Here is a 15,069-nt window from a genome sequence, read left to right as displayed (position 1 = left end):
TTTAATTGGCCGAAAATGATTAGCAGTATGGCTGAATTACCGCTCACGCTCAAGTTTTAGCTCTTTGATACTAGGGTTATTCTGTTGATCTGAGTATTGGTAATGAGTTTACCTCTTCCTATTAAAGATTCCCCCGTTGTGATTACTGGCGCATCGTCTGGTATTGGCGAAGAACTCGCAAAACAATTCGCTGCACGTGGCTATTCGCTTGTTCTGGTGGCACGACGAGTTGATAAACTTGAGGCTTTAGCGCTTCATTTAGGTCAAAAATATCAAGTTGACGTGATGTTACGTCCCTGTGATCTCGCGGATCGCGAGGCAAGAACTCAATTCCGTCAAGAACTCGAGCAGCTGGATGTCGCGATTTTATGTAATAACGCAGGCTTTGCCACTTTTGGCCGATTGCAGGACTTAGATGCAGATCGTGAACGTGAACAGACCGAGCTAAATGTAGTGGCTGTACAGGATCTGACATTGGCAGTATTGCCCAATATGATTCAGAAACGACGGGGTGCCATTCTTATTGTTGGATCTACCTCAGGTCATCAACCCACACCAGCCAATGCCACTTATGCGGCAAGCAAAGCCTTTGCTAACTCTTTTGCCGAGTCGCTGTATAGCGAGCTGAGCGGTACTGGGGTGAGCTGCACCTTATTGGCACCTGGTCCCACTATCACCGGTTTTAATGCAGTGGCAGGGATCAGCAAGATTAATGGAATTGGTGGCAGTCTGGTTTGGGTAACTGCAGAACGGGTTGCTAAAGAGGCCATTCAAGGCATGGCTTGCAATCGCCGTATTGTGATTCCCGGCTTAATTGCACAGGCACAGACTCTAGGGGGACGTTATACCCCGCGCATTATTTTATTACCGATATTAAAGCACGTCTTTTCGAGATTAAAAGCATGAGACAGTTGATTCAAGATTTACGCACACCCATAGGTCTCGCCAATTTGGGCAATAAGCTCTATCACAATGCCCAATATTTAACTGCGGTGGTCGAAGTCGATGAGAAGCGAATGGCACGTTGGCTGCCTGCTGGAATGAAGCTGGCGAAACCAGCCAGAGCGGATTTGTTTTGTGCTTATTTCCCTGAAAATGTGTATACCGGCGCTTATCACGAAGCGGGACTATTTGTGCATATTCAGGTCGGCAATAAAACCGGCATCTTTTGCCCGTGGATGATACTGGATGATGATCGCGCCATGATTATTGGGCGTGAGTTGCTCGGTTATCCGAAAAAAATTGGGGAAATCAGTTGGGATAATGATGGTTCACGCATCATCAGCCAAGCATCACGCCGTGGGACGGTGCTGATTGAAATGGAAGCTAAATTGGGTGAAGTACTACAGGATGCACCGCCTATTTTAGGTTTGCCGCATCGTAATATTACAGGTGGTTTGGGGTTAGGTTTACCTCGAGAAGTTCGATTCACCCCGAAAGAGCATGTTGTTGAAGTGCGTCGTGTGGAGATGGAATTATGCTTTAGGGGAACGGTGAATGATCCTTTGCATGAAATGGGCTTAGGCAAAGTGGTGGATGCGCGCTTACATCGGGTGGATTTATCGGGTGGCTTGATTCCACCGATTCAAATTCCTCGATTACGGACTCCGTTGTTTTTATTGCGTCAATTTAATCCACGGGTTTTATAGAGGATAAACCCCAGATTGACTTATAGATTTACTCAGAAAAATGAATAAAACAGATGACATCGATCTATATCGATCAGAGTTTGAGGAACAGCAAAATGACACAATCAAATGTTAGCCATTCACCCTTACAACAACCATTAGCTTTGGCATGTGGCATCACTATTCCAAACCGAATTGCAAAGTCTGCCATGAGTGAACAATTGGCTGATCGACATGGCTCGCCCACCACGGATTTACAGCAACTCTATGCGGCATGGGCCAGAGGCGGTACGGGTTTATTAATCACTGGCAATGTCATGGTTGACCATCGTGCCTTTGTTGAGCCAAGAAATGTGGTGCTGGAAGATGAACAATTCTTACAAGCGCATAAACTTTGGGCCCAAGCGGCACAAGCCAATGGCAGCAAGATTATTATGCAAATTAACCATCCGGGGCGGGTTGCTGTACTGCCGTTACTTAAAAAGCCGATTGCACCTTCAGCAGTAGGCTTAGATTTACCCGCAATGAATCTGATTCGTGTCCCGCGAGCCATGTCTGAAACAGAAATCCTAGAACAAATCCAACGTTTTGCCACCACAGCGGCATTGGCGGTACAGGCTGGCTTTGATGGTGTACAAGTCCATGCGGCACATGGCTATTTGTTATCTCAATTTTTATCGCCTTTGGTCAATACCCGTACCGATCAATGGGGCGGGAATCCAGAAAATCGTCGTCGTATCTTGATTGAAACAGTTCGAGCTGTGCGTCAGGCCATTGGCAAAAATAAAATCCTCAGTGTCAAACTGAATTCTGCCGATTTCCAGAAAGGCGGGCTGAGTCAGGAAGAGTCACGGCACATTGCTTTGGCATTAGAAGAGGAAGGGATAGATTTATTGGAAGTGTCTGGGGGCAATTACGAATCTCCAGCGCAACTGGGCTATGCCCCTGATCGTCAGGTTCAGCGAGATGCTTATTTTCTAGATTATGCCACCGCATTGCGCCAACAAAGTCAATTACCACTGATGTTGACTGGTGGACTACGCGATGTAGACGTAATGAATCGTTTAGTCAGTGATGGCACGGTAGATGTCGTCGGTTTAGCTCGTCCTTTCGCCTTACAGCCAGATCTAGCCAAACAGCTCATGGCAGGAAAATCAGTCACAGCGCCTACAAAAATTCCTGCAGTTGGCTATAAACCTATCGATGCTTATCTGCAATTGGCTTGGCATGCAGCTCAATTCCGTCGTATTAGTAGTGGTCAACAACCGAAGGCGATTAAGAGTCTCGTCCGTACTTTACTGGCATTTGGACCGCGTATGGGCTTTAACATTTTGACGCAGGATTAGTGCTCAAGGTTTTATTGATACAAGGAGTTCTTTTATGCGCGGATTAATCAAACAAACCCATCACATTGTTCCTCGACGTCCCGTATTTGATTTTACAGAAACACCGAGCCATTGGATTTATGATGATCCTTTGGCGTCGCAGATTCTTAATGTCATCAACCCAATTACCCCCGCACCTGAACGCTGGTTCTGTCAGACCTTCAGAGATGCACTGCCACTAATCCAGGATGAACAGTTAAAAGCAGCAGTCATCGCTTTTATTAAACAGGAAGGGGCGCACAGTCATGGACATATCTTGGGCACGCGACATATTGAGGCCTTGGGGATTGATCTGAGTCAATATAGTCAACTGATGAACTGGATATTTCATGACATGCTTGGGCAGAAACCATTCGGTTATGAGCTGCATCACTCAGGCTTGAAACAGACATGGTTACATACCCGCCTTGCTATGGTTGCAGCAGCGGAACACCTTACTGGCGTATTAGGACATTGGGTACTCAATGCACAAGGTTTACAACAAGCACCTGTCGATGAGGAAATGCTACGCCTATTGCAGTGGCATGGTGCCGAAGAAGTAGAACATCGTGAAGTCGCCGATGCCCTGTTTCGGCATTTAAGTAATAACTTACTGTTACGAACAGGTACAGCTGCTATTACCTTTCCTTTATTTATTATATTGGCTTATGTTGCTGTGGAAACCTTGGTTGCAAAAGATCCGCAATTACCGCAGCGTTTTCGCATCAAAGACTATTTACGTGCCGCACGACAGGATCGCGTGCCGCGTGTGGGTGATGTCTTGACTGCTTGCTTACGCTATTTTAATCCCAAACACAGCCCATTACATGAAGGGGCAACAGAGCAGGCCTTGGCCTATTTAAATCAAATGCCAGCATTTAAGCCACATAAATCACAAGCCAAAGTTGAGTTTTAAGCGATGCCCGCCATCATCATTTGAATTGCAGCATCGCTATATTTTTTTAACAGATTGGCATCTTCAGGTGCAGATAAGAACTTAAATGCGCCGGCGATAATCATGCCGACAATGGCATGTCCTGTCATTTCAGTATCTAGATCTGCTTTTAAATAACCGCACTTCACCCCATTTTTTAAATAGTCTGCAGTGAGTAAACCTCCAAGGTGCAGCAGGTTATGCACTTGGGCGGTCATTTCTTTATCAATCGAGGTCGCTTCAAGCAAAATCAAACGTACCGCACGTGGATTGTCCTTGGCAAACTCCTGAAATTTACTGGAAATCCGTTCGCATTGGATACGATAAGCCTCCAGTGTGGATACCGCATCTGGTGCATTTTCATCGGCCAATAAGGCGGTTATTTTGAACATGGTATCGACAATGACTTTATCTAGGATGTCTCTTTTATTCTCAAAATGACGATAGAAAGTGCCGTGACCAATACCGAGTCTTTTGGCAATGTCAGAGATCGCAGTTTGATGATAACCGCGTTCAGAAAATTCCAAAAAAGCAGCTTCAATAATTTCTGCTTGTAATTGAATACGTTGGCGTTCAGCACGCGAGAGAGTTGTTTGATCATTCATGCTAAAAATTTTATCAGAACTTTATCGGAAATACGATAAAACAAAATCAACTAAAATTGACACTTCATTCCGTAAATGACATTATATTCCGAATTGGTGGTTTTTTGACTGGCGAAAGGAACTGGACATGGGAAAAAAATACAATTTTTTAAACAAAGTGGTGCTGATTACCGGTGGTGGACGAGGGATTGGTTTGGCCACCGCCGTTGCCTTTAGGAAACTTGGCGCCAAAGTGGCGATTGGCGATATTGATCTAGAGTTGGCTCAGCAAGCCGCCACTAAAGTGCAAGGCTTTGGCGGCTATTTGGATGTACGTTCACAGAACTCATTTCATGACCTCATTGCGCAGATTGAAAAGCAATTGGGTCCCATCGATATCTTGGTCAACAACGCTGGCATTATGCCAATGGGGGCGATGGTCGAGGAAAGCCAAGCCATTACCGATGCGCAAATTGATATCAATTTACGTGGAGTGATTCATGGTATGAAAGCGGTATTGCCCAAAATGCTGGAGCGACAAACAGGGCATATCGTCAATGTGGCTTCGCTAGCAGGTAAATATCCGATTCCGGGTGCCAGTATTTATTGCGCGACCAAATTTGCTGTGGTGGGTTTAACCGCATCGATGCAACAAGAGCTTAGAGACACGCCGATTGGCTTATCGGCAGTGCTACCGTCCAAAGTCTTGACTGAGTTGTCGTCTGGAACTGGAGACAGTTTGCCGATTCCGACGGTAGAACCCCAAGATGTGGCGAATGCGATTATTCAAGCCATCGCACATAATCTTGCTGAAATTGCGGTGCCGAATTATTTAACCCATACCCCGAAAGCCTATGGATTGGTCCCGCATTGGTTGAATACTGGATTCCGAAAACTGATCGGAGATGATCGTATTTTAAAAGGCTTGGATCAGAATGATCGCAAAGCATATAGCCAACGTTTAAGCCAATTGGCACAGACAAAATAAGGATTAAAACTCATGGCGAAGATCGAAAAATTTCACGTGGTGATTATCGGGGCTGGCTTTGCAGGGATTGGTGCAGCCATTAAGTTACAGCAAGCAGGTTTTACAGATTTTGTGGTCTTGGAAAAAGCCGATGAAATTGGCGGTGTCTGGCGTGCCAACACTTATCCAGGTTGTGCTTGTGATGTGCCGTCGGCGTTATATTCCTATTCATTTGCACCGAATCCACAATGGAGTCGGGTGTTTGCACAGCAACAAGAAATTAAGACCTATATACAACATGTTGCACAGCAATTCGATGTGCAAAAGTATGTACGCTTTGGCTATGAAATGCTGGAAAGTGCTTGGGATGATCAGGCTAAACATTGGGTGGTGAAAACCAATCATGGCCTTATCCATGCCCGTTTTGCGATTATGGCGGGTGGGCCAATGCATCAACCTGTATTGCCTAGGATTAAAGGTTTAGAGACATTTAAAGGGGCTCAGTTCCACTCGGCAGAATGGAATCATGATGTTGACTTAAATGGTAAAAAGGTTGCCGTTGTTGGTGCAGGTGCATCTGCAATTCAATTTGTACCTGAGATTCAAGCCCAAGTGGAGAAACTCACTTTACTGCAGCGTACCCCACAATGGGTATTGCCAAAAATGGATCAAAGCCTACCAAAACTTGCTCAGGCACTGTTTAAAGTACTTCCAGTCACTCAGCGTTTGACCCGTTATGGCGTTTATGGCGTATTTGAATCCTTAAATTCCAGTATGCACCATCCAAAACTGGTCAGCCAGATTGAACGCTTAGCCAAATTGAATATTCGCTTAGGGGTGAAAGATCCTGCGCTACGAGAAAAACTATTGCCTGACTTTACCATCGGTTGCAAACGGGTATTACAGTCCAATCAATGGTATCCAGCATTGGCAAAGTCGAATGTAGAGGTATTGCGTTGTGGGGTGGAAGAAGTGCATGGCAATACTTTGATCGCCAGTGATGGATCGCAACATGAGGTCGATGCGATTATTTTTGGTACAGGCTTTGAAGTCAGTAATCCGCCAATTGCCAAACAGATTCGTAATAAACATGGTAAAAGCATGGACGAAGTATGGCAAGGCAGTGCCCAAGGCTACCTTGGTACGGTGGTCGAAAGCTGCCCAAATGCCTTTGTCATGTTTGGTCCTAATATTGCGGTCAGCTCATCGGCACTCATCATCATTGAAGCACAATTGGCATATATCTTGGATATGCTGAAAAAAGTACAGGCGCAGCAGATTGAAACTGTTGAAATTCGTGCTGAGGTATTGCAGCAATACAATGATGAAATCCAAGCGGCATTAACGAATACGGTGTGGAATACCGGTGGATGCAGCAGCTACTTTATCGATCGGAATGGTCGTAACAGTACTTTATGGCCATGGACCACCTTTGAGATGCGTGCTCGCTTGGCACAATGCGATCTGAATGATTATGTACTTGGTTTTACTGAGTCTAAAATGGATCAAAAAGCCAGTTAAATGATGACTCGGTGATGCCATCAACAGGAGCATATGATGCAGCAAAAGCTGATTGAAACAGGCGTGAAACTGGGCTTGCGGCTGAGTTTTAAGCTGGCCAGTGGTCTGGCTTTACCTTTTCCGATCTTGCGTGGTGCAATGGAGCTTGGATCACGTATTTTTAAACCCAGAGCCGATGTTGCTATACAGCAGATTAAATTAAGAGATGCACGGGATCAACGTATTGTTCCCGTCGAAGTGGCAAGGCCTGCGGGTGAGGTGCAAGGGATATTATTGCATTGTCATGGCGGTGCTTTTTTTGCAGGTTCATCACGAACCCATCGAGCACTTGCTACCGAATTGGCTGCACGGGCCAAGGTCAAAGTATATATGCTGGATTATCGACGTGCGCCTGAACATCCTTATCCTGCGGCATTGGAGGATGTGAGGTCGGTCTATCAACATTTACTGAGTGATGGCTGGACGCCTGAGCAAATTATTTTGGGTGGAGATTCTGGTGGATGTGCTTTGGCCTTAGCATTCGCGGTGGAATTAAGAGAGGCAGGGCAGATTTTACCTGCTGGGATGATCATGATTTCGCCCTATGTGGATATTACTTTGAGTTCAGCTTCGGTATTTAAAAATGCCAAACGAGATCCGATGATTCGTGCTTATGCTTTAAAACGGGGTGGGGATGGATATCGCGGGCAATTACGATCTAATGATCCACGTATTTCACCTATTTTTGCTGATTTAAATGGTCTTCCACCGTTATTGATTCAAGCAGGCAGTGAAGAGATTTTAGTGGATGATGCGATCAATCTGGCTGAGCGTGCCCAACAAGCGGGTGTGCAGGTTCATCTGCATGTCTATGAAAATATGTGGCATAACTTTCAGATGTTTAATCGCTTTGTGCAAAAATCTGAACAGGCCTTAGATGAGATTGGTGATTTTATTCAAGCGACATTGGCAAAGACATAAGCTTCACGTTTTAGACTTTTTAAACGGTTCATTTTAATTTTTTAACATTTATATAAATCGCTGATTGATCTTAAAAATAGACAATGATTCACAAATAAGAAATAAAACATCGGCTTAACTCGATTATAGGCTGCTCTTTTGGTTCCGGTTATTAGCCTAGCTTATCTTTGGTTGGTTGGATGAGGTTTTAAGAACAGCCGTAGCCATTCTTAAAACCCGTTGCGGTGATTATTGTGTTAAGCCTCCACCCAATACTTTATAGAGTTCAATCTGATTGTTGAGCCGTGCCTGTTCCAGCAATAGCAAACTTTGCTCAGCAGCATAATGAGAGCGTTGTGCATCCAAGACACTTAAATAACTATCAATCCCTGCACGAAAGCGGGTATTAGACAGTTTGTAGTTCCGATTGGTCGCATCGACTAGGCGCTGTTGTGCAGTAATCCGTTCATCCATATAGGCACGTGTGGCAAGGCTATCATTGACTTCTTTAAAGGCAGATTGAATGGATTTTTCATAATTCGATAGGGCGATTTGCTGCTCGATTTTTGAAATTTTAAGATTGGCCTGACGGGTACCCCAGTCAAAGATCGGCAGATCCAGACTCGGGCCAATCGACCAGACCGCATGACCAGATTTAAACAGATCACTGAGTTGAGTCGATGCATAACCCGCTGAGCCTGTTAATCGAATGCTGGGAAATAAGGCAGCTTTGGCAACCGCAATATTGGCACCTGCTTCGTGCAATTGATATTCAGCGAGCTTGAGGTCAGGACGATTATTGAGTAAATCACTGCTTAAACCTGTGCTTAAAACTGCGTTGGTACTGATGTTTTTAACGGGTTGTTGTGGCAAGAGATCTACAGGAAGCTGTTGTCCCACCAATAGATTGAGTAAATTCTGCGCCTGCAGCACTTGCGTTTGATAGTTGGCCGCATCATGACGTGCAGTTTCGACTGAGATCTGTGCCTGACGTAAGGGAATTTCACTGTCAGTGCCCGCATCGAAACGTTTTTGATTGAGCTGATAGGCATTCAATTGTGTCGCAAGCGTTTGTTGGGCAAGTTTTAACTGTGCATGGGTAAAGGCATAATCCAACCAAGCTTGGCTGACTTGACTGACCAAACTGATTTGCATGGCATCACGCGCACTTTGGGTCGCCAGATAACGATCCAGTGCCGCATCTTTCAGATTGCGAACCCGTCCCCAAAAATCCAGTTCATAAGCTGTCAAACCAAGGCCAACTTGCAAGCTTGAACGGGGATTGTTTGGATCAAGTGTCGGAGAGACTTGGCGAAGCAGCTCTGCACGGCCAGCAATCATTGGAAACTGATCATTTTTCCTGATCTGATAATATTGCTGTGCACGCTGAATATTCAGGCTTGCACTGCGTAAATCACGATTATGACTGAGGGCTAGTTCAATCACCTGCACTAAACGCGGATCAGCAAGAAACTGCTGATAGCCTTGGGATGCAATGGAGCTGCCTTGAATCGAATGGTCGTAACTGTTCGGAATATCAGCACTGACGTTGGGTGGTTGTGGTTTAAGATTTTGGCAACCACTGAGTGACATGGCCAAAGCTGCCATGATGAGTCCAGTGCTGATCATCTGCTTGTATGAATGATGCTGGGAGCTTTTGGTGAAGACTGGATCGTTATTCATGCTTGAGACTCCATTGCATCAATTTTCTGTAGTTCCTGCACACGAGCCGAACTTTGGTTATGTTGACGTGCCAGCAGACTATAAATGGTGGGCAATACAAACAGGGTGAAGAATGTGCCAATCAACATGCCGCACACAATCACCAATCCAAGACCAAAACGGCTATGTGCGCCAGCACCCGTCGCAAACAGTAGTGGAATAAGACCAAATACCATCGCCGCCGTGGTCATCAGAATCGGGCGTAAGCGAATTTGTGCCGCTTTAAGGATGGCGGCCTGTTTATTCAGTCCTTCATGCAGTTGCAACTCATTGGCAAATTCAACCATGAGGATGCCATGCTTACTAATCAAACCGATTAGGGTCACCAGACCAATTTGGGTATAGATATTGACGGTGGCATAACCGAGTGCCAAAGGAATCAAGGCACCGCAAATCGATAGGGGCACGGTAATTAAGATAATGAACGGGTCGACCAGACTTTCATATTGCGCGGCCAAGACCAGATAAATCACCACCAATGCAGCCAAAAATGCAAACAACAGCGTATTGCCTTCTTGCATATACTGGCGGGCATCAGCTTGCCAGTCATGGCTAAACCCTGTCGGTAACTCAGCCGTGACTTGCTCAAGGAAAGCTAAAGCTTGGCCGAGAGAAACACCGGGCGCAGGAATGGCTTGGAAGGTTGCGGCATTCTGCTGGTCAAACTGTGTCAGTTTATTCGGCTCAACCTGTTCATTTAGATGGACGACGGTAGACAATGGAATCAATGTCCCCTGATCAGTGCGTACAAATTGCTGGGTCAATGCTTGTGGGGTCAGGCGCTGGCTTTTGATACTTTGAGGGATCACATCATAAGCGCGGCCCAGCATACTAAAACGATTGACATAGTTTTCACCCACGAGCGTGGCGAGTGCTTCGCCGATGTCCTGCATCCGAATGCCCAAGCTATTGGCTTTAGCACGATCGACTTCAATTTTCAGCATCGGATTGTTGAAATCCAGATCACTGTCTACCACCACAAACAGACCGCTTTCACGTGCTTTTTGTTTGATATTTTCCATGGTTTGATAAATGGTGGCATAGTCTTGCGCACTACGCAGCACCATCTGTACTGGTAAGCCACCTGTTGAACCGGGCAAAGCTGGATTTTGGAATACAAAAATACTGCTACCTTCTACTGCACCGACCTTGGCTTGTAATTCCTGTTGAAGTTCATCAGCAGAGCGCGTACGTTCAGCCCATGTGGATAGGGTAGTGCCCCCGAAACTGGCTGCTGGGCCATCCGTACCATTAATAATCCATGTGGTGCTGGTTTCAGGTAGGGTCCAGAACACTTTATCTAATTCATAGTTGAAGTGTTCGGCATAGTTTAAATTGGCATGTTGTGGTGCCTTAATCGCGGTCAGCACACTGGCTTGATCTTCCAGTGGGGCCAATTCCTTTTGTGGGAGTTGATAAAGAAAAGGTAGGCTGGCAAAAACAGCAACGGCAAAGACCACAGTGATCCAACGATGCTGCAATGAAAATTGCAGTAAGTGGTGATAGACATGAGTTAAACGTTCAAAGAACCATTCAGCAGCTTTGGCCATTCGGCCTTCGTCCTGCTTGGATTGCAGCAGATAGGAACTCATCACTGGGGAGAGGGTGAGGGCAATAATCCCTGAGACCAAAACTGCGCCTGCCAAGGTCAGTGCAAATTCCTTAAATAATGAACCCGTTAGTCCACCCATCAGGCCAATCGGCGCATAGACCGCAGCAAGGGTAATGGTCATGGCGATTACGGGGCCTGCGACTTCACGTGCACCGACCAGTGCAGCAGCAATAGGTGACAAGCCTTCTTCAATATGGCGGTGTACGTTTTCCACCACTACAATGGCATCATCCACCACCAGTCCAATTGCTAGTACCATCGCCAATAAGGTCAGTAAGTTAATACTAAAGCCAAAAATCAGCATCAAGCCTAAAGCACCCAGCATTGAAAGCGGAATTGTCACCACAGGAATCAAGACACTACGAAGTGAACCTAAGCACAGATAGATCACAACAATCACAATAATTAGGGCTTCGATAAAGGTATGCAGCACTTCATCAATTGAAGCATCAATAAAACGTGCGGTTTCATAGGCTAGATTGGCTTTGACACTGGGGGGTAAGGTTTTCTGTATCTCAGGCAATTTATCCTTGATGCCTTGAACAATCACCAGTGGATTACCTGTTGGAGTGGCCTGTAAACCAATAAAAATTGCGGGTTGCCCGTCCATCGAGGCACTGGTTTCGGTAGATGCTGCCCCAAGTTCAACCGTGGCGACATCCTGCAAACGAATCAGGTTCTGCCCATCATTACGAATCACCAGATTTTTAAAGTCCTGAATACTGGTCAGCTCGGTTGACACATTGACATTGGAAACCACCAACTCACCTTTGATTTGGCCGGGGGCGGCTTGGTAGTTGTTTTGACGAATCGCACTAGCGACATCGGCAGCGGTCACACCACGACTGGCCAAACGGTCTGCATCTAGCCAGATCCGCATGGCAAGGCGTTGGCTACCATAGGTTTGAACTTTTGCCACGCCATCAATGGTGGATAGCATCGGTTCAACCACCCGTGACAGGTAGTCGGTTAGCTCGGGCATAGACAGCTGTTCACTGGAAAAGCCGATATAGGCTACGTCGGTCGATTCGCCTGAGGAGCGTTCAATCACAGGGTCAAATGCCTGTTCAGGCAATTTGTAGCGAACTTGATTGACCTTGGCCATGACTTCGGTCAGGGCTTGAGTGGAGTCTCGGTTGAGTTGCATACGTAAGGTGATGACACTGCGGCCTTGTACTGAGGACGAACTGAGATAATCAATGCCTTCAACCGAAGAGACCGCTTGGGCAATCGGTTGCGTGACAAAACCTTGCATCAGCTCAGCCGATGCACCCGGATATTCAGTGCTGATGCTAATGGTTGAACTTTCTAATAAAGGATACTGGCGAATCGGCAATTTATTCAGTGAGAATAAACCCGCCAATAAAATCAGGGTACTGACCACCAGAGCCAGTACAGGGCGTTTTACAAAAAGATCGGTAAATTTCATCTGAGTGTCTCCCTAAAGCTTGGCTTTGGCTTGGGATGATGAAGTTTGCTCTAGGCTATTCACCGTCGGTTCGATTTGCATACCATCACTAAGTCGGACTTGTCCTGAAACCACCACTTGGTCACCAGCTTTAATACCCGATTGTACTTCGACCCAACCTTGATGACGTTCGCCGAGTTCGACCGCAACCCGTTGTACCGTTTGTTTTTGTGGCCCATGTTTCACCAGAAAAACAGTGTTGCCATAGGCGGTATAAGTAATTGCAGTTTCAGGGATGACCAAACTGGGTAGATTGGCTTCCTGTATTTCTATTTTTGCGTACATGCCTGGTTTTAATTGTTGATGCTGATTATTGAGCAGTGCCTGTCCAGTCATGGTTCTAGATTTACTCACCATTGGATCAATTGCATTTACTACGGCAGTGAAACTTTGTTCGGGAAAGGCATCTATTTTTAATTGAACGGCTTGGCCGGTTTTTAACCGTGCCGCCAGTTGTTCATCCAGTGTGAAATTGGCAAGCAGTTGCTGTGTATCCACTAAATTGGCAATACTGATGCCTGCTTCAAGGTATTGCCCTTGATGAACTTGGCGAATCCCGATCACCCCAGAGAAGGGCGCACGAATGGACTTTTGTTCAATTAGCGCTTGCAATTGCTGGATTTCAGCACGGGTCATATCTCGATCGGCTAGCGCCGTATCTAGTTCCGCACGTGAAATCGCATTGCTATCAATCAGTTGTTTGGTGCGGTGATAGGTCATTTCTGCCTGTTTCAGCTTGGCTTGTAGCCGACCTAAATTGCCTTGCTCGACATTGGTTTTGAGTTGAACCAGTAATTGTCCCTTTTTGACGAATTGTCCTGACTGGAAATAAATCTGTTCAATCACGCCTGTTGTTTCCGCTGAAACTTGAACTTGCCGTACAGCCTCCAACTCACCAATACTGGACAGAATACGCGGTGTGACTTGTTGTTTGACTGTTGTCAGCGCGACTTTTACGGGTGGATAACTGTAGCTGGAAGCATTCTCTGTGGAGCGGGATTTAAAATAAACATAAGTGGCTACAGCAATCACAATTAAAATACTGATAATCAGCAAAATACGCAGTTTGGTTTTCATGCGATCACTCCAACCTCTTGCAGCTGTTGACGAAAATGGCTGGCAATAGCCGTACCGATTAAGCCACCAATCACCGAAATGTGTTCAAGTGCAAAATAAAGCGAGATTTGTGCTTGTCCCCCAGACAGATTCCAAAAGGTGTGTACCAATACAATTGTAATCACTAAAAAAACAGAGAGCAGTGCAGCACCTAGCCAAAGGTAGCGATCAAACAAAATACTGTATGCACCCACAAGTAAAACCAGTGCCGAGGCATAATTAAACAGCCATGCAGGTTCTAAACCTGCAGCTTGCATTTCCTGAAAGCCAGTATTGACATCCAGTACTTTGCTGAGACCTGAGCTAAAAAATAACAGTGCCAGACAACACCGGCTAATGATCCATAACCATTGACTTTCTAAACTTGATTTAATGAAGTACGGCATAGGCGTATTTCCTGAGTAGATTCAGACTGACTGCTGAAAAACATTAAAAATGAATTGCTTAATTGCATTTGATAATGCAGTGCCAAGTAGTCTAAAACCTCAAGTTATATTGAGGTCAATGGGGTGAGCTCGAAAATTAAAGTCTGGAAAAAGGCATTTTTAGCAGGAGTGTCAGCACAATTTGTGTCGATGCTTCTGCATTTTTTATGGAGCTGAGCTTAAGCAAATGGCTTGTTCTGACTCATGATGGGAGGCTTTAAATTGACAAACTACTTTGCCATACACTATAAAACCTAAAGTAATCTTGAGATATTGAATCATGACACTCGAACGAAAAATTGATATCAATCGGATGCTGACGGTTGGGGAAGTCGCCAAACGAAGTGGTGTCGCGGTTTCCACCCTACATTTTTATGAATCCAAAGGACTGATTAAAAGTATTCGAACCAATGGCAATCAACGTCGTTATCCTTTGGCTGTGCTGCGCTATATCGGCATTATTAAAGTCGCGCAAAAAGTTGGCATTTCATTGGAGGAGATTAAAAAAGCATTGAGTGTTTACCCAATAGGTAGCAAGTTAACGGCTGAGCAGTGGGCAGAATTATCGACCTGTTGGCGTAAGGACTTGGATGAGCGAATCCAGAAGCTGACTCGTTTAAGGGATGAAATGGACTGGTGCATTGGCTGCGGATGTTTATCTTTGGAACAATGCCGTTTGCGTAATCCAGAAGATATTCTGGCAGAGCAGGGCTCAGGTCCGCGTATTCTAGAGCGCGAGGATGATTCAATATTAGAGCTTTAATTGATTGAAAAATAATAATTAACCTA

13 protein-coding genes are annotated in these 15,069 nt (G+C 45.5%); 8 read left to right on the top strand and 5 right to left on the bottom strand.

Annotation, left to right across the window (positions count from 1 at the left end; genetic code table 11):
• Positions 1-102: 102 nt before the first annotated feature.
• The 4 genes from B2727_RS05060 (at position 103) to B2727_RS05045 (ending at position 3,908) form a co-directional block, all read left to right on the top strand.
• The gene (locus B2727_RS05060) at positions 103-906 is read left to right on the top strand and encodes an SDR family NAD(P)-dependent oxidoreductase (RefSeq protein WP_033133547.1); all 804 of its coding nucleotides are present in this window, start codon (positions 103-105) and stop codon (positions 904-906) included.
• The gene (locus B2727_RS05055) at positions 903-1,649 is read left to right on the top strand and encodes an acetoacetate decarboxylase family protein (RefSeq protein ID WP_033133548.1); all 747 of its coding nucleotides are present in this window, start codon (positions 903-905) and stop codon (positions 1,647-1,649) included. Before B2727_RS05060 ends, B2727_RS05055 begins: the two co-directional genes overlap by 4 nt.
• Positions 1,650-1,744: 95 nt before the next feature.
• Complete coding sequence (locus tag B2727_RS05050; RefSeq protein WP_033133549.1) at positions 1,745-2,974, top strand: NADH:flavin oxidoreductase/NADH oxidase family protein; 1,230 nt, start codon at positions 1,745-1,747, stop codon at positions 2,972-2,974.
• Positions 2,975-3,008: 34 nt separating this feature from the next.
• Complete coding sequence (locus B2727_RS05045; protein ID WP_033133550.1) at positions 3,009-3,908, top strand: metal-dependent hydrolase; 900 nt, start codon at positions 3,009-3,011, stop codon at positions 3,906-3,908.
• On the opposite strand, the gene B2727_RS05040 is transcribed toward B2727_RS05045, so the two are convergent.
• Positions 3,905-4,531 (bottom strand): TetR/AcrR family transcriptional regulator, encoded by a 627-nt coding sequence (locus tag B2727_RS05040; protein WP_004805327.1) that lies wholly within the window; start codon positions 4,529-4,531, stop codon positions 3,905-3,907. The two genes, B2727_RS05045 and B2727_RS05040, sit on opposite strands and share 4 nt — an antisense overlap.
• 127 nt (positions 4,532-4,658) lie before the next feature.
• On the opposite strand from B2727_RS05040, the gene B2727_RS05035 reads away from it, so the two are divergent.
• From B2727_RS05035 to B2727_RS05025, 3 genes are read left to right on the top strand one after another with little or no spacing between them, the layout of a single operon-like run.
• Positions 4,659-5,498, top strand: coding sequence for an SDR family oxidoreductase (locus B2727_RS05035; protein ID WP_033133551.1), 840 nt, complete (start codon positions 4,659-4,661; stop codon positions 5,496-5,498).
• A gap of 12 nt (positions 5,499-5,510) precedes the next feature.
• The gene (locus B2727_RS05030) at positions 5,511-6,998 is read left to right on the top strand and encodes a flavin-containing monooxygenase (protein WP_033133552.1); all 1,488 of its coding nucleotides are present in this window, start codon (positions 5,511-5,513) and stop codon (positions 6,996-6,998) included.
• Between the two features lie 36 nt (positions 6,999-7,034).
• The gene (locus B2727_RS05025; RefSeq protein ID WP_033133553.1) at positions 7,035-7,958 is read left to right on the top strand and encodes an alpha/beta hydrolase; all 924 of its coding nucleotides are present in this window, start codon (positions 7,035-7,037) and stop codon (positions 7,956-7,958) included.
• Between the two features lie 228 nt (positions 7,959-8,186).
• Here B2727_RS05025 and adeC read toward each other — a convergent pair whose 3' ends face one another.
• The 4 genes from adeC to B2727_RS05005 are packed head-to-tail and all read right to left on the bottom strand — an operon-like array spanning position 8,187 to position 14,241.
• On the bottom strand, positions 8,187-9,620 hold the full coding sequence (gene adeC / locus B2727_RS05020) for an AdeC/AdeK/OprM family multidrug efflux complex outer membrane factor (protein WP_096089475.1): 1,434 nt from the start codon (positions 9,618-9,620) through the stop codon (positions 8,187-8,189).
• Entirely contained in the window at positions 9,617-12,700 is a 3,084-nt protein-coding gene (locus B2727_RS05015; protein WP_033133554.1) for a MexW/MexI family multidrug efflux RND transporter permease subunit, read from the bottom strand. Before B2727_RS05015 ends, adeC begins: the two co-directional genes overlap by 4 nt.
• Positions 12,701-12,712: 12 nt before the next feature.
• The gene (locus tag B2727_RS05010; protein WP_033133555.1) at positions 12,713-13,816 is read right to left on the bottom strand and encodes an efflux RND transporter periplasmic adaptor subunit; all 1,104 of its coding nucleotides are present in this window, start codon (positions 13,814-13,816) and stop codon (positions 12,713-12,715) included.
• A complete protein-coding gene (locus B2727_RS05005; RefSeq protein ID WP_033133556.1) occupies positions 13,813-14,241 on the bottom strand; it encodes a DoxX family protein in 429 nt (142 codons plus the stop codon). Before B2727_RS05005 ends, B2727_RS05010 begins: the two co-directional genes overlap by 4 nt.
• Positions 14,242-14,560: 319 nt before the next feature.
• Between B2727_RS05005 and soxR the strand changes: the two genes are divergently transcribed.
• Positions 14,561-15,043 (top strand): redox-sensitive transcriptional activator SoxR, encoded by a 483-nt coding sequence (soxR, locus tag B2727_RS05000; RefSeq protein WP_033133557.1) that lies wholly within the window; start codon positions 14,561-14,563, stop codon positions 15,041-15,043.
• Positions 15,044-15,069 lie beyond the last annotated feature (26 nt).

Source organism: Acinetobacter sp. UBA991 (assembly GCF_002292065.1).
GTDB classification, from domain to species: domain Bacteria; phylum Pseudomonadota; class Gammaproteobacteria; order Pseudomonadales; family Moraxellaceae; genus Acinetobacter; species Acinetobacter higginsii.
The sequence above is the reverse complement of the archived record's forward strand: the minus strand, read 5'-3'. Positions and strand labels throughout refer to the sequence as shown.